The sequence below is a fragment of the Prevotella veroralis DSM 19559 = JCM 6290 genome, from assembly GCF_000377625.1.
In the GTDB taxonomy this organism is placed as follows: domain Bacteria; phylum Bacteroidota; class Bacteroidia; order Bacteroidales; family Bacteroidaceae; genus Prevotella; species Prevotella veroralis.
On record NZ_KB898331.1, the window covers coordinates 1 to 18189 of the forward strand.

Below are 18189 nucleotides of genomic sequence, written 5' to 3' on the forward strand. Positions count from 1 at the left end.
TTATTATCAGCATAACTTCTGCCTTTGACATTGTAGAATTTCGATGATATTTCCTTTTTCCTGTAGGTTTTAGCGTATATTTTGCTGTCATTGCATCAAAAAACTTGCAGAAGTCATCTGCCATACAAAATATTTCAGTAACTTTGTCCTCGGTGATCATAGCGATTTTTGTTTGTAACTGTTTGTATATTAGCTCCTTAAAGTTACAACAAATTTCGCTAATCACCAAATTTATAGACATTTATAATTCGTCGAACTCACGTTAATTTATTAACAAGAAAACATCCGCTTGGCGGACAGACGAGGGCGTCTGTCCCTACTTTAAGACGATGTTTCTTTTCGAGATAGATAATAGGTACAATCAAGGAAGTGCTTTCTTCACACCAAAGGAACGCCCTCTTCAATGTAAGGAAACGCCCTTCTCAAATCGAGAAGGGCGTTCCTTTACTAACCCCCGTAGGCACATCCCCTCTTTCGAAAGGGCTTGGGGAGGCTTTCAATGAGCATACCTTTACCCCTATCATCCCCCTTTCTTTCACCACAAGCACCTATCTTTTTTCTTTATTATGACCCATGTTAACGCATAAATGCGTATCTTTGCAATGGGAAGAATGGCACATTCGCTACCAGTAGTTCCCTTTTCATCAATCAAAAGACAAAGAATTAACAGTAACAAATAGGTTAAATGGTACTGAACTATATTTGGATAGCGTTCTTCCTCATCGCTTTCATCTTTGGAATTATCTCTCTTCTGATGGGCGACACGACTATATTTGAGAAGATGGTAAAGGCTACCTTCGAATCATCTGAGACCGCTTTTACAACATCACTGAACCTAACTGGAATCTTGGCATTGTGGTTGGGCATCATGAAGATAGGTGAGCAAGCGGGAATCGTCAATGTTCTTGCACGCATGTTGAGCCCTTTTCTATCAAAGCTGTTCCCTGATATCCCACGAAACCACCCTGTCATGGGGTCGATCTTCATGAATATTGCATCCAACATGTTGGGTCTTGATAATGCAGCAACGCCTACCGGACTAAAGGCGATGAGCCAAATGCAGGAGCTAAACACGAAGAAAGACACAGCAACAAACCCCATGATCATGTTCTTAGTGCTGAATACTTCAGGACTAACCATCATTCCAACAGCTATTCTTGGCTATCGAAGCATGTACGGGGCAGCCCAACCAACTGACGTATTCATCCCTATCTTATTGGCAACTACCGTCGCTACACTGGTTGGAATACTGATTACTGCAGGCTGGCAACGCATTAATATCTTCCAACCCACGCTCCTCTTAGGGCTCATCGGACTGATGGGTTTTGTTGGAGTAGTCATCTGGAGCTTTGGACAGATGGACAAACAGACCATGGCAACAGTAACTTCTGTTGCCTCAAACCTCATCTTGATGACCATTATCGTCCTATTCATCGTTGCCGGACTACTAAAGAAGATCAACGTTTATAACGCTTTCATCGAAGGGGCAAAAGAGGGTTTTCATACGGCAGTACGCATTATTCCTTACTTAGTTGCTATCTTAGTGGCTGTCGGAGTATTCCGTGCTTCAGGTGGTATGGAGCTTATGATGAAAGGTATTAGATGGTTCGTCGAAACCTGCGGACTGGATACTCGGTTCGTCGATGCACTCCCTACGGCTCTTATGAAACCTCTTTCAGGTAGTGGGGCACGTGGACTAATGATTGAAGCAATGAGGACATACGGTGCAGACTCATTCGTTGGACGATTGAGTTGTATCTTCCAAGGATCAACAGATACCACCTTCTACATCATAGCAGTCTACTTCGGTAGTGTTAGCATTAAGTACACTCGACATGCAGTAGCCTGTGGACTGCTAGCCGACTTGGCTGGTGTAATAGCTGCAATCGCTATCTGTTATATCTTCTTCTAGTAACAAATATAAGACGATTAGGGGTTACTACTTCTCTAAAAGTGGGTGCCTAATAATAAAAACAAGCAATGGCAAATTTAAAATCACTTGCAAAAGACACTGCTATCTATGGTATGAGCAGTATCATCGGAAGGTTCTTAAACTATCTTCTCGTACCCCTTTACACCGCAAAGATTAGTGCGGCGAGCGGAGGATATGGTGTTATCACAAACATATACGCCTATACTGCCCTCTTACTCGTCGTTCTTACATACGGAATGGAGACCACTTTCTTCCGTTACGCCAATAAGAGTGATCAGGATCCAAAGCGTGTCTATTCAACGACATTGACGCTTGTAGGCTTTACATCCCTGCTCTTTATTGCTCTAGTATTCATCTTTATACAGCCCATCTGTAACTTTATGGGCTATTCGGAACACCCCTCTTACGTATGGGCAATGGCTATCACAGTAGCGATTGATGCTTTCCAGTGCATTCCCTTTGCATATCTTAGATATAAGAAACGCCCTATCAAGTTCGCAGCTTTCAAACTCTTATTCATCGCATTGAATATCATCTTGAACCTTGCTTACTATCTCGTATTAGGTGGACATGAGGTGGGTTATGCCTTCTACATCAACTTGGCATGTACAGGAACTATCACTTTCTGCTTCTGGAGAGAGCTGAAAGACGGATTCTTCGGCAGTGGAAAGCTCTTTGATGTGCCTCTCGCAAAGAAGATGCTGTCCTATTCTTGGCCTATCCTCATCCTCGGTATTGCGGGAATACTTAATCAGACGGCAGGTTACATACTCTTTCCTTATGTCTACAAGAATAACGATGCACATACACAACTCGGTATCTTCGGTGCCGCCAGTAAGATTGCTATGATCATGTCAATGATTACGCAGGCATTCAGATACGCTTATGAACCCTTCGTCTTTGGTAAGTCTCGAGACAAAGACAACAAAGAGACATACGCAAGAGCTATGAAGTTCTTTATCATCTTCACCTTACTTGCCTTCTTGGTGGTAATGGGCTATATGGATATTCTGCGTCACATCATTGGTCGTGACTATTGGGTTGGACTGAAGGTCGTACCTATCGTGATGGCTGGTGGTATCATGACGGGCGTTTACTTCAACCTTAGTTTCTGGTATAAGCTCATTGATAAGACCATCTGGGGTGCCTATTTCTCTGGCATTGGATGTGCTGTAATCATTGGAATCAACGTGATCTTCGTACCACGTTATGGTTACATTGCCTGTGCATGGGCTGGTTTCTTAGGCAATGCAACGGCAATGATACTCTCTTATATCGTCGGTCAACGTAAGTATCCCATTGCTTATCCATTGAAGAGTATCTTTGTTTATGTACTCATCGGCGGTCTTTTCTTTGCAGGAATAACAATCAGCAATGAACGTTTATCCGCCCCTCTCGCCCTTACCGTGAACACGATTATCATCTTACTCTTCGTTGCTCACGTCCTTTACCACGACCTTCCACTGATAAAGATACGGAGACATAAGAGTTAAGGAGAGTGTTTGAGGAATGAAAGAAACCTAAGAATATCATCAACCAATTATATTAAACATGAAGAAATCAACCTTACTTATTGCTGCGTCATTGGCTTTAAGCAGTCCTTCTATCCATGCTGATGAAGGTATGTGGACGCTCCACAACCTCCCAGATGCTGTCTACGAACAGATGGTGGCAGAGGGTTTTCAGTTGCCATGTGACATGATTTACAACTCTCCCAACGCTATTAGCAATTACGTTGTGAGCTTCTCTGGTTACTGTTCTGGCGTTGTTGTATCTCCAGATGGATTGGTCTTCACCAATCACCATTGCGGTTTTAGTGCTATCAATGCCCACTCCACTGTAGAACATGACTATATGAAGGATGGCTTCTATGCGAAGAATTACGTTGAAGAACTACCTAACGAGAACCTCTATGTGTCGTTTATGAAGAAGCAAGAGGACGTTACGGCACGTGTGAACAAGCTCATCGCAGGAAAGAACGCAGAGCAGACTGAAGCCATAATAGACTCCCTCACGAATCATCTAACCGACTCAATCAAAGCGATTGATAAGACTTTACACATCAACATCGATCCTTTCTATGAGGGAAATAAGTATTATGCAACAACTTATCAAGACTTCCCTGATGTCCGTTTAGTATTCACTGTACCTAAGAGTATGGGTAAGTTTGGAGGTGAGACAGATAACTGGATGTGGCCGAGACAGACGTGTGACTTCTCTGTATTCCGCATCTACGCAGACCCTAAAACGAATGGTCCTGCAGCCTACTCAAAGGACAATGTGCCTTATCACCCAGCCCATTGGGCACCCGTGAGCATGCAGGGTTACAAGGACAAGGACTTCGCTATGACCATTGGTTACCCAGGTTCAACAAGTCGTTACTTGTCTTCTTATGGTATTCAACAGCGCCGTGACATCGACAATTCAGTACGTGTTCAAGCTCGAGATATCAAACTCGCACTCATGAAGAAGTACATGGATAAGAACGAGAAGACACGCATACAATACGAGAACAGATACGTTCAGGCTGCGAACTATTGGAAGAACTCCATGGGAATGAACAAGTGTATCGACTCTATCGGACTGATTCGTCAGAAGGCAGAGTACGAAGCTCGCATTCGTACATGGCTCAAAGAGAAGAATATCCAAGACCCAACTGTAAAGGTTGACTTCGATAAGTTGGCTAAGCTCTATTCGAATAGTAATGATGCAAAACTTGCCAGTATGTATTGGATGGAGTCGTTCTGGAGAACGTCAGAGTTATTCACCAGAGCACTTAACATGGCTCGTGGCTCCCTCAAGATGTATGGTCCTGCGAACGAACCAAAGAAGCAGTACATGGTATATGAGGATAATCAAGATGAATGGAACCCTGCCCTTGACCAAGAGATGGCGGCTGCCATGCTAAAGAACTATGGTGAACATGTACCAGCAAAGTTCCTTCCTGACTTCTACGAGACCATCAAGACGAAGTTCGGCAACGATTACGAGAAGTACACTAAGTGGCTCTATTCGCATAGCAAACTACTCAAGAAAGGTCAAAAGTTCTATCAGAACGAGAAGACGCTCAAGGACCCTGGAGTGATGTTAGGCGTTGGTTTGCTCATGAATTATCGTGCAATTCTTGCCGACCTAAGCAATAAGACGGAAGAGATTGACGCTGAAGAGAAGAAGTTGTGTGAGGCTAAAGTACAAATGGAGATGGACTTGCCACATTATAGCGACGCCAATTCCACCATGCGCCTATCGTATGGACAGGTAGGAGGATACATGATTGGAGGCTTCAACAGCAACTATTATACAACCGCAGAGAGCATTGTTAAGAAGATGGATGAAGGCTCAAAGATAGAGGACTATCAGGTAGAACCTATCATGAAAGAGCTTATGAGCGCAAAAGACTTCGGTTCTTACACTGACAAGACGACTGGTAAAATGCAACTATGTTTCCTTACTAACAATGATATCACTGGTGGAAACTCTGGTTCCCCGATGTTTGATGGCAAGGGACGACTCATTGGTCTCGCCTTTGATGGCAACTGGGATAGCCTCTCAAGTGACATCAACTTCGACCGCAAACTTGCTCGTTGCATTGGCGTTGACATCCGTTTCGTACTCTATCTCATGGATAAGTGGGGACATGCTGACCGCCTACTAAAGGAGATTAATCCACAATAAGCACAAGTAAAATCGGTTATCTGATGAAGAGAATACCAATCACCAGATAGCGTAACACAAATAACCAAGAGGCTGTATCGGTTCTCTTATCAATGCAAACGATTGATAAAAGGATGTGATACAGCCTCTTTTTAGCTATGAACAAACCGCAAGATAGGTATTAAAGCCCAGCTTCTTATTGTAATACAATATAGGAACTACCAATCCAACCGAGTTTCATCCTTATGAAACTTGAGTATCACCCACATGATACTGAAGTATCACAACGGTGATAACATAGCTTTACTTCGATCAAAGCGAAGTCTACTCATTATTATTAAGGAGCGTGAGACAGATTGCTTACTACCAACAAAAAGGATGTGCCTAATCTGACACATCCTCTTTCTCTATGCTTAGTAATTGTCTTTTTCGGTCTGTTCCACCCGCATAACCGCCCAAGGTTCCATTCGAAGCAATGACTCGATGACAGGGAACAAAGAGCATTAAAGGGTTATGACCATTGGCATTCCCAACTGCTCTTACAGCCTTCTCTCGCCCCATTCTTCGAGCTTGTTCGGTATAAGAGAGCGTCGCTCCATAAGGAATGGTTAATAAGGTCTGCCATGCGAGGCGTTGGAAGGGTGTTCCGTCAAAGCCCAATGGTAAGTCAAATGAGCCTCGTTTGCCAGAGAAATAATCGTTTAACTGCCGACAAGCCTCAGCCAATAAGGAATCATCCGAACAATCAACTTCCGTCCAATCATCGCCTATCTTCCTCTCCATAACATCCTCCCACCAACAATATCTTAGCTTTCCTTCAGCCTCAGCAAGCACGAGTATGCCCAAGGGAGATTGGTAACGACAATAGAACATAACAGCGGACTAAGGTTGATAAGACTTACTTCTTCGGGCATCTACGTGCCCACCCCTCTTCTGAGAAGTCGGGTTCTTCACCTTTCAGCTTTGCTGGTGCACCTTTCATAAGCTCTTTCCAATCGTCTTTCTTGAACTTATGTGTAGCAAACGGAGCGTCATTCTCTGATTGACGACGCCCACGACCTCTGCGCCCACGATCGTCTTGGCGACCTTCAGTACGGCTTCCGTAACCACCACGACTACCAGTAGAACGACCACCAGCCGAGCGTCCGTGCCCTGGCTCATCAGCATCATTACAACGCACTTTACGCCTCTTGTAGACAGCACCATCTAAGGCTTTCATCACCTTCTGGGCGTCTTGTTCAGGCACTTCGATGTAACTTTGCTTAGCAAGAAGGTCTATATGCCCCACTGCCTGGTGCCCATTCATATTCTTATTAATGAACTGCATCACCTCACCAGGATAGAACCCGTCATTCTTACCGAGGTTAATAAAGAGTCGCTTAAAGCCTTTCTCTGCCTTACGTGAGCCACGGCTGCGTGTTGCTCTGCCCTCACTACGCCCGCTACGACCCTCCTCACGATTGCTGCGAGCCGATGGTTTCTCAATCTCTGGCGCATTCTTATAATAGTCAAGGAAGCGTCCAAAGGTGGACGTAACAATCTTCTTGATCAGATCCTCCTTATCTATATACTCAAACTGGCGGTTGATATCCTCCATGTAAGGTGCTATCTGCTCCTCATCCACATCCGTCTTCAAGATGTTATCCATCGTTTTGAAGAGTTGTTTCTTGCATATCTCTTCAGGCGAAGGAAGCGTTCCATCAATAAATTCCTTACCTATCTCACGTTCAATGTTACGTACCTTATATTTCTCACGAGAGTGGATAATCGAAATGGAAGTACCCTTCTTGCCCGCACGACCTGTACGACCCGAACGGTGCGTATAGTTTTCTATATCGTCAGGAAGCCCATAGTTGATGACATGTGTCAGATCATTCACATCCAATCCACGTGCTGCAACATCAGTCGCAACGAGGATTTGTGTGAGATGGGAGCGGAACTTCTGCATTGTAAGGTCACGTTGTTGCTGTGACAAGTCGCCATGCAACGACTCAGCATTGTATCCGTCTTTAATCAACTTATCGGCTATCTCTTGTGTTTCTACCTTCGTTCTACAGAATACAATGGCGTAAATCTTAGGGTAGAAGTCCACCAATCGCTTCAAAGCAAGGTACTTGTCGCGTGCATTCACCATATAATAGATATGGTTAACGCTCTCCGCTCCTTCGTTACGACTGCCCACAACAATCTCTTTATAGTCGTGTAAGTAACCCTTTGCCACCTTTTCTACATCCCTACTCATCGTTGCTGAGAAGAGAAGAGTATTACGGTCTTCAGGCACACCAGTGAGTATCTCGGTGATACTCTCTTGGAAACCCATGTTCAGCATTTCGTCAGCTTCATCCAAAACAACGTTCCGTACTTGGTCCAAACGAGCCTTTCCACGGTGCATTAAGTCGATTAATCGACCTGGAGTAGCCACAATGATTTGTACACCATGACGCAACTGATGGATCTGGGTATCGATGGAAGCACCGCCATAAACGGCTGCGATGTGCAGATGAGGGATGTACTTACCGAAGTCCTTGAGGTCATCTGCTATCTGCAAGCATAACTCTCGGGTCGGACTAAGCACTATCGCTTGTGTCGACTTACTGCTTGTATCAATCCTCTGAAGCAGTGGTAAACCAAAGGCAGCCGTCTTTCCAGTACCAGTCTGCGCTAGGGCGATAACGTCATTTCGATTACCTAATAAATAAGGGATTACTTCTTCTTGTACAGGCATTGGATGTTCAAATCCAAGCTCACTAATGGCACGGCGAATCTCTTCGCTCACGCCCAACTCTTCAAATGTCTTCAAATTCGTTTGTTTATTATTTATTATCCTATAGAAAAGGTAAACTCGCCACCAAACGAACCCACAGAAAGACACTTGCCTGCGCTCTTCTCTTCGACTAAAACACGCAGACTCTCAGGTGGCATGCTACCTTTATGGGGTGCAAAGGTACTGCAAGAAGTTGGAACAAACAAATAAAACTAACCATAAATCAGGCTTCCTGGGAAATAAAGTATAAATATTATAGACAGAATACATATATTCATCAAATCTATACAGATGACCTCCTCTTTTTGTTATAAAGTCTAAAATGAAGAGAATTTACTTACTAAAATACACTTATTTAATACCTTTTTCGTACCTTTGTAACGTCAAATAGAAAAATAGTCGTTATTAAAGTTAATTATTTGAGTTAGTACAGAAACATGCAACTTACGTGAGTAAGTTTAATGTTAAATCAAGGTTTCGCAGTGATGCGAAGCCTTTTTTTATTCCTAACAACCATCTCTTCAACCAGAGAAAACTTTCTTCTATGATGGAGAAAGGCGTTATTGAGAATCAAAAATAAACTATTTTCTCGTGAGAATCAGTTTATTTAATACCACTTTTTAAACTATTTATTCGATAAGGAAAGCATATTTTCAAACGAAAGGAAGTATCCAGCGGACAATAAAAGCCCCCTTCATACATGATAGAACAAGGTATCTAACATTGTATCAAGGGGTCATCTCTTATCGTACCGAGGTCATAGACCTACTGATTACTTAGCTTTCAATATCAGACGTAAGCTCTGTTTGTAATTCAGATAATTCCATATCCAATTCAAAAGAATGAAGGTTTTGTTCTTTACTCCTAGAATGGAACGAAGGTGAACTACCAACCATAAGAGCCAAGCAGGGAATCCACCGAACTTCTTACCATTAATCTCTGCTACCGCATGATTACGTCCGATGGTTGCCATAACACCAAGGTTTTTATATTTAAATGGCTCTTCTTCCTTGCCTTGCAGTTGGTTTTTAAGATTCTGCGCAACACATTTTGCCTGTTGCAAAGCCACCTGTGCCAACTGAGGATGACCCAAAGGATAGTCCTTATCACCCTCTATCAAACTCTGATCGCCTATAGCATAGACATCTTGCAAGCCCTTCACGCGACAGAAACGATCGGTCAAGATTCTACCTGCATGCCCAATGCTTTCCTTCGGCAAACCCTCTATAGTGTTCGCACAGACGCCACTCACCCAAATAACTGTTTCTGCCGGAATCTCAAGCCCAGCACTTGTTTTCAATATACCATCCTTATATTCTGTTGCAAACTGCGGCTGACGAATATGCACATGTAGCTCTTTCAAATCGCGCTCAGCCCTTGCTGAGGATGCAGGATCCATTGCCGAAAGAAGTCTATCAGCAGCATTAACAAGATAAATGTGCATCTGTGAGGCCTCAAGATCAGGATAATCACGCTCCAAGATGTTCTTTTTCATCTCGGCAACAGCACCTGCTATCTCCACACCAGAGGCTCCACCACCCACAACAACAATATTCATCAAAGCCTGCTTGCGTGCTGGATCTTCTTCCGTCTCTGCTCTTTCAAGATTGTGAAGGATGGTATTACGAAGGCGCATAGCCTCTCCCACCGTCTTCATCGGGAGTGTTGTTGCCTCAATTTCCTTGTTTCCAAAGTAATTAGTCTTCGCTCCTGCTGCCAAAACAAGATAGTCGTAATGGACGTCACCCACTGATGTTTTAATCATCTTATTGCTTGCGTCCACTGCTTCGACCTTTGCCATGCGGAAGAAGAAATCGTCTTTTCCTTGGAAGATACGGCGGAATGGGAACGAGATACTACTTGGCTCAAGTCCTGCTGATGCCACTTGATAGATTAAGGGAGGAAACTGATGATAGTTATTCTTATCTATCAAGACCACTTGAAAGTCGTTATCAACCAACTTAGAAGCCAGTTCCAATCCACCAAGTCCACCTCCAACGATAACGACTCTTTGCTTATCTGTATGCGCAATGTTTGCTTTCATTATCCTGCACTATTTATGTTTTGTATGTTTGTTACCTATTTCTATATTAGAGCAAACAGAGAATATCATGCCAAGGCCATCTTTCTTTTGAAGAAAACACGTCAAACACCTCTGTTTCTTATCAATCAATTCCTATTCGTAAATTAGTTTCGTAAGTTGTTCTTCAACGAACAACTCTTGTGCAACTGCTTGTATCTCCTCTGCCGTAATAGCGTCAATATTACGATAAAGTGCCGTGATGTCCTTCTTCCAACCATAGTGCAAGAAGCCCTTACCGAAGTCGAGTGCAAGGTTCTCACGATTGTCGCAAGCAATACCAATCTGTCCTTTAATCTGCTGTTTGGCTATTGTTAGCTCTGAATCAGTCAATGGTTTGTCGATGAAATGGTCTAATTCTGCACGTACAAGAGCCATACACTCGTCCACATCTTGCGCATCACAACCAAAGTAAATACTCCATAATCCAGTTGAAGAGTAGCTTACCATCGTACTTTCTACCGTATACACCAAGCCTCTCCGTTCGCGTAATGCAAGGTTCAAACGTGCATTCATGCCAGGACCACCTAATATATTATTCAAGAGATAGAGTGCCATTCGCCTTTTGTCATGCACTGCATAGGCACGATTACCTATCATTACATGTGCTTGATGAGTGTGTTTGTCAATCTTAATTGTCTGTGGTTCGTATGCACTCAACACTGGTAGCGGCTTCTCCAAATGCTTATTAAGTTCGCCAATCGTGGTCACATTTGTGCCATTCTCTTGTGACAAAAGTTGCAAAAGCATGTTGAAATCAACGTTACCATAGGCAAAGAAGACGGCATTATTAGGTCGGTAATGTTGATGAGTGAAGTGAAGTGCATCCTTGGTAGTGAACTTTCGCACACGTTCTGACGTCCCTAAGATGTTATGCCCCAATGGATGTCCATGAAAGATAAGGTTTTCGAACTCATCATAAATCAGTTCGGAAGGGCTGTCGTTATACGATTCTATCTCGTCACAGATGACTTCCACCTCCTTATCAATCTCTTTCTGTGGATAGACACTATGGAAGACTATATCCGTAAGAAGGCTTATCGCACGTGAAAGGTGCTCTTTCAAGATAGCCGAATAATACACCGTATCGGTCTTAGTGGTAAATGCATTTAAATCACCTCCCACCTCTTCAAGACAGTTAATGACGTCTAAAGCAGTGCGACGAGTGGTTCCCTTGAATGTAACATGCTCACAGAAATGGGCTATTCCTTCCTTATTCGGCTGCTCATGGGCTGCTCCTGCATTGATTTGGTAGCCACAATAGACCACAGGTGAGGCTGTTTGAAGAGCGATAATACGCAGTCCGTTATCCAAAACTGCCGTTTGATAGTGTATCATAGTGCAAAAGTAAGAAAAAAGAATGAGATAGTTTGCGTCTTTAATAAGCAATGAAAAAAGAAGAGGGAATCTTTTTGTAGTCCGCTCAAATTACACTATATTTGCACAACTAAAGTGGAACACAATCGTAATTCACAATCAAATGCGAAAAATTATAGGTATCGGTGAGACCGTCTTAGACATCATCTTCAAGGATAATAAACCTGTGGAAGCAGTGCCAGGTGGCTCTACTTTCAATGCTATCACTTCATTGGGTCGATGCGGAGTGGACGTTACGTTTATTTCAGAAGCAGGCAATGACCATGTCGGAGAATATATTATTAAGTTTTTAAAGGATAATGGCGTGAGTACTGATAACATCAGTATCTTCCCTGATTCGAAGTCTCCTGTCTCATTGGCGTTCCTTGATAAGAACAATGATGCCGAATACATCTTCTATAAAGACCATCCTCATGACCAACTAGAGTTTACTTATCCAGATATACAACCCGATGACATCGTTCTTTTCGGTTCGTATTATGCAGTGAACCCGGTCATTCGTCCACAAGTAATGGGGCTTCTTGATTATGCTCGTTCGCATGGAGCTATCATCTATTATGACGTTAATTTCCGACCAGTTCATAAGGATGAGGTCATCAAGATAACGCCTAATCTGATAGAGAACCTCGATTATGCAGACATTGTTCGTGGTAGTCATGAAGACTTTGTGACGCTTTATAAGAAAGAGGAAGCCGATAAGGTGTATAATGCAGAGATTTCTTTCTATTGCAAACAATTCATTTATACACACGGAAGTCAACCTGTTGAGGTACGTGGGGGACGTGATTTTAAGAAGTCATACCCTGTTCATAACACGAATACTGTTAGTACCATCGGTGCCGGAGACAACTTCAATGCAGGCATTATATTCGGTATCTTGAAACATGGCATTACACGTGCTGACCTCGAAAGGGGCTTAACGGAAGAACAATGGGACAAGGTGATTGAATGTGCCTTAGCCTTCTCTGCTGATTGTTGTAAGGATATCTTCAACTATGTAAGCAAGGAGTTTGGGGAGAGAATGAAGCTCTCTCACTCCTAAAACACATCCGAACAGACCACACTAAACATGATATAAAAATGATAGAAATTGCCAATAAAGTTTATTACGTAGGCGTTAACGATCGGAACAAGGCTCTCTTTGAGGGCTTGTGGCCATTGCCTTACGGTGTTAGTTACAACTCTTATCTCATCGACGATGAGAAGGTTTGCCTTATTGATACCGTTGAGGTAGACTTCTTCGTACAGTTCATTGAAAAGCTTCGAGAGGTTTTAGGCGACCGACAGATTGACTATCTCGTCATTAATCACATGGAGCCTGACCACTCTGGGTCGTTAGCTCTATTGAAGAAGTACTATCCTAACATACAAGTCATTGGTAATAAAAAGACTTTCGACATGATGTCTGGCTTCTACGGAATCAAAGATAACACCATAGAAGTTAAGAACGGAGAGGAAATATCACTAGGTGCTCACACCTTACAGTTCTTTATGACACCTATGGTTCACTGGCCGGAAACAATGATGACATTGTGTAAAGGCGAGGTTTCTCACCTCTTCACAGGCGATGCCTTCGGCTGTTTTGGTGCATTAAATGGTGGTTTCATCGATCAAGAGATTGATACCGACTGGTGTTGGTTAGAGATGGTTCGCTATTACTCAAACATCGTTGGAAAGTATGGCACACCTGTTCAGAATGCTTTGAAGAAGCTCGCAGGTATTCATATAGACTATATCTGCTCTACACATGGGCCCGTTTGGCATAAATATGTAGATAAGGTTATTGGTTTATACGACCGCATGTCAAAGTATGAAACAGACCCTGGCTTGGTCATCTGCTATGGTACGATGTATGGAAACACCGAACGAATGGCAGAACAAATAGCACGTGCTGCCTCTTTAGCTGGCGTTAAGGACATTCGTCTTTATAATGTATCAAAGACGCACCATAGCTACATTCTTCAAGACATCTTCCGCTTCCGTGGTCTCATCGTGGGTGCTCCTACTTACAATGCAGGGCTTTATCACGAGATGGACGTACTACTCCAAGAGGTTGCCAATCGTGACATTAAGAACCATTACATCGGTTGGTTCGGCTCTTACTCATGGGCTTCAAAGGCGGTTGCTGCTATCGGCGAATGGAATGAGAATCATCTCCACTTCGAGAAGGTGGGCGAACCTGTTGAGATGAAGCAGGCGCTCACACCAGAAATCAAGGCTGAATGTGCTCGCTTAGGACGTGAGATGGCTGCTAAGCTATTGGCTGAATAAGAGGGAAAAGATGATTAAAACGGACACAACTAACACTCTTTCACAGGTTATTACGGCTTTACGCTTCCCTCTCATCGTACTAGTTTTGTTCGTTCATTCTAACTTCAAAGGTGTATCCTTTGCTTGGGACAACGCTCTAAAAGCATCTTTTTCGCTCCCAATAGGTAATATCAACCTATCATTAGGAACATTCATCGACTTTATATCGGGTTCGTTAGCTCCATTAGCGAACCCGTTTTTCTTTTTCATTAGTGGCTTGTTGTTCTTTCATTGTAAACAGTTTACACGTAAAGTGTATATCAACAAGCTCCGTCATAGGCTGCAGTCGTTACTCATACCTTATATATTATGGAACTTATTGTTCCTCCTGATCATCGCCATTGGTAGTTCTTTACGCCCAGGATGGACTGCTATTATTGATAAGCCGCTATCTGATTTCACACTTAAAGATTATCTTTTAATCTTTTGGAACACAAGTCTTATTGGACATAAAGGCGGTATTGCTACTCCAATAGACATCCCTTTGTGGTTCGTCCGTAACCTTATGGTCTTGTCATTAGCCTCTCCGCTCATTTATACTGCTATCCATTTCCTTTCTCAATGGCACAAAAGATTAGCATTATACGTGCTTATAATATTTCTATATGCTATCCATTATTTACCTGATCAATGGGAAGAATGGGGGCAGAGCCTATTATTCTTTAGTCTTGGAGCAACCTTTTCCATTCAAAAATGGGACGTAACAAAGATGTTTAAGTCCTACGGAATATATGGAATCATCGGTGCTTGTTTCTTCTATTGGGCACAACTTACTAACCTCATGTATGCTGCCTTAATCGTTACTATAATCTCTCTGACCACACACATCATTGATCGTAGACAGCAACAAGGGCTTACTCCAAAGTTGATCCCTAATATATTAACGGATTCATCGTTCTTTATCTATGCTGCACACACACTCCCTCAAGGTATCATCTTATGGTCTCTCAAGTTGGAATGGATACCGATCACAGGATCTACAAGTCTACTAATTATCTATTTTCTTTCCCCTGTTATCCTTACAGCAACTTGTATTTTACCATTTATATTACTCCGACGTATTACTCCAATCTCACTCTATTTCTTAACAGGAGGTCGTCAGTAATACTCATAAAGGGCAATAAGCACATCTCTCTAAAACATCTTTTCATAACAAGAGCAATATCTTTGCAAACAAACCAAACATAAAGAATAAGACAAGAAAAGTGCCACACATGACCTGCATGGGGCTTTAGTCACTTTTAGCAAACGCTTTTCTTTTCAAAAAGAGTGCATCATAGAAGCTATCTTGAACAGGTTCTTTTAATCCCAAATAGTGCCACAAAATAGGAACAGATGCCCTCGTCTGGAACCCCCTCCCAGCCTCCCCCAAGGGAAGGAGAGCCTAACGGGGATTATTTTGTTGCATCATTTAAATAGGAGTAGATGCTTTCTTCCATTTGAGAAGGGCGTTTCGTTGACGCAAAGAGAGGCTTCCTTCATAGCAAGGAAACGCCCCCGTTGTTTGCACATGAGGCTATTTACTCTCCTCCCCATTCGAAGAGAGGTCGTGGAATGGGGCATTTGTGCCTACTTTGTGGCGTATTCTCTCTAATTGGTGAGGGCTTTTCCTTAGTTTTATATGAGCCTTAGATTAAGATAAAAGGCTGATAATAAGCATAAAAAAGAATGTATCAAACAGCCCTATTATGGCATATTTGATACATTCCTGTCACTCTTTTTCGTTACAACCAGAACTGATGTTATTCTTTACTTGTCGATGTTATCTGCTCCTTATGCACCTTACGTTTCACCTTAAACTTATCGAATCCCTTACCGAAAACACCCATTACTTGACTCTGTGTAACGAATGCGTCTGGGTCAATCTCATCTATCATACGATAAACGTAAGAGGCTTCTCGCTGGCGTGTAACCACGATTACAACCTTTAAGTCATGCCCCGTATAATAGCCCTTAGCGTCAATAATGGTGCTGGTGCGGTGTGGCTGGGCTTGAGAAATCATATCGCATATCTCCTTATAACGCTCAGAAATAATCAAGAACTGTACTGATCTGCGACTTGAATTGATGACTTGATCAAGTACGAAGGATGTTATGATGAGGTTTACATAGCCATAAATCACTTGCTCCCAACTGTGAAGAACGACGTAACTACCTGTTACTATCGTCATATCAACCAATAGGATGACCCGACCTAACGATATATCGCGATACTTGTTGACGATAGCTGCAACGATATCGGAGCCACCTGAGCTTCCATTATACGATAGTCCGAAAGCAAGACCAACACCACAAAAGACTGCTCCGATGATTGCTGACATGAAAGGTTGCCCATGCAAGAGCATTGGATGAGGGAAGGCTTGGCTCAAGACATTCACTAAGATGGTAAGAACTACTACACCATAAATGGTGCGAATACAGAACTTTAAGCCGAGAACCTTTAGTGCCACAGCCAGTAAAATAGCGTTCAGACAGAAGTAAGTCCAGCTTACGGGGATTCCATTTCCCCAATAGATGATAGATGCAAAACCTGCTACACCACCATTGCCAATGTGGTTGGGCAATAGAAAGATAGTCCAACCGATTGCGTAGAAGAGCATTCCTGCGGCTATCATGATGTAGTCGAGGATCTCACGATAAAGTAGTTTCTTATTCATTCTGTTGATCATACGTATAAGGATAAAGCGTTAGTTCATGTTGCAAATTTAGATAAATTTTCCGAAACAAAGCACCTGCACGGAAAAAATACACTACCTTTGCAGAAAATAAATAGCACTTGTAAAGAGCATAGGTCATATATCCAATTTGATAAAGAGTATATAACTGGAATCTTACAAACACTCAATAGATATTGAACGAGCCGTTTTTTCCCTACATAAGGATGTTTGACACGTTCGCAAGTACTCTTTTTTTCTAAAACAGAAAGATAACATGTCGGAAGATTTTGATATACATGAAGAGAGGCTCTCATCGGCCGAGAAAGACTTTGAGAACGCTCTCCGCCCATTGAAATTCGATGACTTTAGTGGACAACAGAAGGTTGTTGAGAACCTTCGAGTGTTCGTTGAAGCAGCGAAGTACAGGGGAGAACCACTCGATCATACGCTCTTGCATGGTCCACCGGGACTGGGTAAGACGACGTTGAGTAATATCATTGCAAACGAATTAGGCGTTGGCTTTAAGATAACTTCTGGTCCGGTGCTTGATAAACCAGGTGATTTGGCAGGTATTCTGACATCATTAGAACCCAACGACGTGCTCTTTATTGATGAAATCCATCGTCTTTCGCCTGTCGTTGAAGAGTATTTATACTCTGCAATGGAGGACTATCGCATCGATATAATGATTGATAAGGGTCCTTCTGCACGTTCCATACAGATTGATCTGAACCCTTTTACACTCGTCGGAGCCACTACTCGCAGTGGACTTCTTACTGCTCCGCTTCGTGCGAGGTTTGGTATTAACCTGCATTTAGAGTATTATGACCCCGAAACAATACAACGTATTATTAAGAGGTCGGCGTATCTTTTGAAGGTTCCAATCGTTGATGAGGCTGCTGTTGAGATTTCTCGACGTTCACGTGGGACGCCTCGTATCTGTAACTCATTGCTTCGACGTGTGAGAGACTTCGCCCAAGTGAAGGGCAATGGAACGATAACTCCAGAAATAGCAATGATGTCCTTGCAGTCATTGAACATTGATCAATATGGCTTGGATGAGATCGATAACAAGATACTACTTACCATTATTGACAAGTTCAGAGGTGGACCTGTTGGCGTATCAACCATTGCTACTGCCATAGGTGAGGATGCCGGAACGGTTGAGGAGGTGTACGAACCATTCTTGATTATGGAAGGTTTCATCAAGAGAACACCGCGTGGGCGTGTTGCAACTCAGCTTGCTTATGACCACTTAGGGCGCAACTCTTTCCATGACAACCCGCTCCAACCCAGTCTATTCGACTGATAAGAAAGTTGTTATCTATTTGGTTTTCTAATGGAAATAAACTATATTTGCGGTAGAAACAAGGAGGTTAAGATGAATAGAACAATAAGTATTCCTGCTGCTGAT

At 42.8% G+C, this 18189-nt stretch carries 12 protein-coding genes and 1 pseudogene; 7 read left to right on the forward strand and 6 right to left on the reverse strand.

The genetic code is table 11. The annotated features are described in order from the left end of the window. Positions 1-160 (reverse strand): annotated as a pseudogene (locus D464_RS13935) (IS982 family transposase); the annotation flags it as partial. Positions 161-685: 525 nt separating this feature from the next. On the opposite strand from D464_RS13935, the gene D464_RS0107255 reads away from it, so the two are divergent. The 3 genes from D464_RS0107255 (at position 686) to D464_RS0107265 (ending at position 5608) form a co-directional block, all read left to right on the forward strand. Next, positions 686-1912: a nucleoside recognition domain-containing protein gene (locus tag D464_RS0107255; protein ID WP_018910813.1), complete on the forward strand. Its 1227-nt coding sequence runs from the start codon at positions 686-688 to the stop codon at positions 1910-1912. 68 nt (positions 1913-1980) lie between these two features. Further along, entirely contained in the window at positions 1981-3426 is a 1446-nt protein-coding gene (locus D464_RS0107260; RefSeq protein ID WP_018910814.1) for a lipopolysaccharide biosynthesis protein, read from the forward strand. 58 nt (positions 3427-3484) lie between these two features. Then, positions 3485-5608: a S46 family peptidase gene (locus tag D464_RS0107265; RefSeq protein WP_018910815.1), complete on the forward strand. Its 2124-nt coding sequence runs from the start codon at positions 3485-3487 to the stop codon at positions 5606-5608. A 363-nt stretch (positions 5609-5971) separates the two neighbouring features. Here the strand turns inward: D464_RS0107265 and D464_RS0107270 are convergent, their stop codons facing one another. The 4 genes from D464_RS0107270 to D464_RS0107290 all read right to left on the reverse strand — a co-directional run bounded on the left by D464_RS0107270 (position 5972) and on the right by D464_RS0107290 (position 11769). After that, a complete protein-coding gene (locus D464_RS0107270; protein ID WP_018910816.1) occupies positions 5972-6460 on the reverse strand; it encodes a methylated-DNA--[protein]-cysteine S-methyltransferase in 489 nt (162 codons plus the stop codon). Between the two features lie 25 nt (positions 6461-6485). Further along, positions 6486-8387 (reverse strand): DEAD/DEAH box helicase, encoded by a 1902-nt coding sequence (locus D464_RS0107275; RefSeq protein WP_018910817.1) that lies wholly within the window; start codon positions 8385-8387, stop codon positions 6486-6488. A 736-nt stretch (positions 8388-9123) separates the two neighbouring features. Then, positions 9124-10395, reverse strand: a complete 1272-nt coding sequence (locus D464_RS0107285) for an NAD(P)/FAD-dependent oxidoreductase (protein WP_018910819.1) — start codon at positions 10393-10395, stop codon at positions 9124-9126. A 132-nt stretch (positions 10396-10527) separates the two neighbouring features. Continuing rightward, positions 10528-11769, reverse strand: a complete 1242-nt coding sequence (locus D464_RS0107290) for a M16 family metallopeptidase (RefSeq protein ID WP_018910820.1) — start codon at positions 11767-11769, stop codon at positions 10528-10530. A 142-nt stretch (positions 11770-11911) separates the two neighbouring features. Here D464_RS0107290 and D464_RS0107295 point away from each other — a divergent pair, with 142 nt between their 5' ends. The 3 genes from D464_RS0107295 to D464_RS0107305 are packed head-to-tail and all read left to right on the forward strand — an operon-like array spanning position 11912 to position 15223. Continuing rightward, positions 11912-12850, forward strand: coding sequence for a carbohydrate kinase family protein (locus D464_RS0107295; protein WP_018910821.1), 939 nt, complete (start codon positions 11912-11914; stop codon positions 12848-12850). 38 nt (positions 12851-12888) lie between these two features. Next, the gene (locus D464_RS0107300; protein WP_018910822.1) at positions 12889-14079 is read left to right on the forward strand and encodes an FprA family A-type flavoprotein; all 1191 of its coding nucleotides are present in this window, start codon (positions 12889-12891) and stop codon (positions 14077-14079) included. Between the two features lie 10 nt (positions 14080-14089). After that, positions 14090-15223, forward strand: coding sequence for an acyltransferase family protein (locus tag D464_RS0107305; protein WP_018910823.1), 1134 nt, complete (start codon positions 14090-14092; stop codon positions 15221-15223). A gap of 637 nt (positions 15224-15860) precedes the next feature. Here the strand turns inward: D464_RS0107305 and D464_RS0107310 are convergent. Next, entirely contained in the window at positions 15861-16787 is a 927-nt protein-coding gene (locus D464_RS0107310; RefSeq protein WP_018910824.1) for a YitT family protein, read from the reverse strand. 262 nt (positions 16788-17049) lie between these two features. On the opposite strand from D464_RS0107310, the gene ruvB reads away from it, so the two are divergent. Then, entirely contained in the window at positions 17050-18084 is a 1035-nt protein-coding gene (ruvB, locus tag D464_RS0107315) for a Holliday junction branch migration DNA helicase RuvB (protein WP_004382985.1), read from the forward strand. Positions 18085-18189 lie beyond the last annotated feature (105 nt).

What these genes read in the sequence shown, in the direction of transcription:
- D464_RS0107305 (WP_018910823.1), top strand. Translation starts at nt 14,090, where the DNA reads ATGATTAAAACGGACACAACTAACACTCTTTCACAGGTTATTACGGCT.
- D464_RS0107310 (WP_018910824.1), bottom strand. Translation starts at nt 16,787, where the DNA reads ATGATCAACAGAATGAATAAGAAACTACTTTATCGTGAGATCCTCGAC.
- D464_RS0107300 (WP_018910822.1), top strand. Translation starts at nt 12,889, where the DNA reads ATGATAGAAATTGCCAATAAAGTTTATTACGTAGGCGTTAACGATCGG.
- ruvB (WP_004382985.1), top strand. Translation starts at nt 17,050, where the DNA reads ATGTCGGAAGATTTTGATATACATGAAGAGAGGCTCTCATCGGCCGAG.
- D464_RS0107270 (WP_018910816.1), bottom strand. Translation starts at nt 6,460, where the DNA reads ATGTTCTATTGTCGTTACCAATCTCCCTTGGGCATACTCGTGCTTGCT.
- D464_RS0107255 (WP_018910813.1), top strand. Translation starts at nt 686, where the DNA reads ATGGTACTGAACTATATTTGGATAGCGTTCTTCCTCATCGCTTTCATC.
- D464_RS0107285 (WP_018910819.1), bottom strand. Translation starts at nt 10,395, where the DNA reads ATGAAAGCAAACATTGCGCATACAGATAAGCAAAGAGTCGTTATCGTT.
- D464_RS0107290 (WP_018910820.1), bottom strand. Translation starts at nt 11,769, where the DNA reads ATGATACACTATCAAACGGCAGTTTTGGATAACGGACTGCGTATTATC.
- D464_RS0107265 (WP_018910815.1), top strand. Translation starts at nt 3,485, where the DNA reads ATGAAGAAATCAACCTTACTTATTGCTGCGTCATTGGCTTTAAGCAGT.
- D464_RS0107260 (WP_018910814.1), top strand. Translation starts at nt 1,981, where the DNA reads ATGGCAAATTTAAAATCACTTGCAAAAGACACTGCTATCTATGGTATG.
- D464_RS0107295 (WP_018910821.1), top strand. Translation starts at nt 11,912, where the DNA reads ATGCGAAAAATTATAGGTATCGGTGAGACCGTCTTAGACATCATCTTC.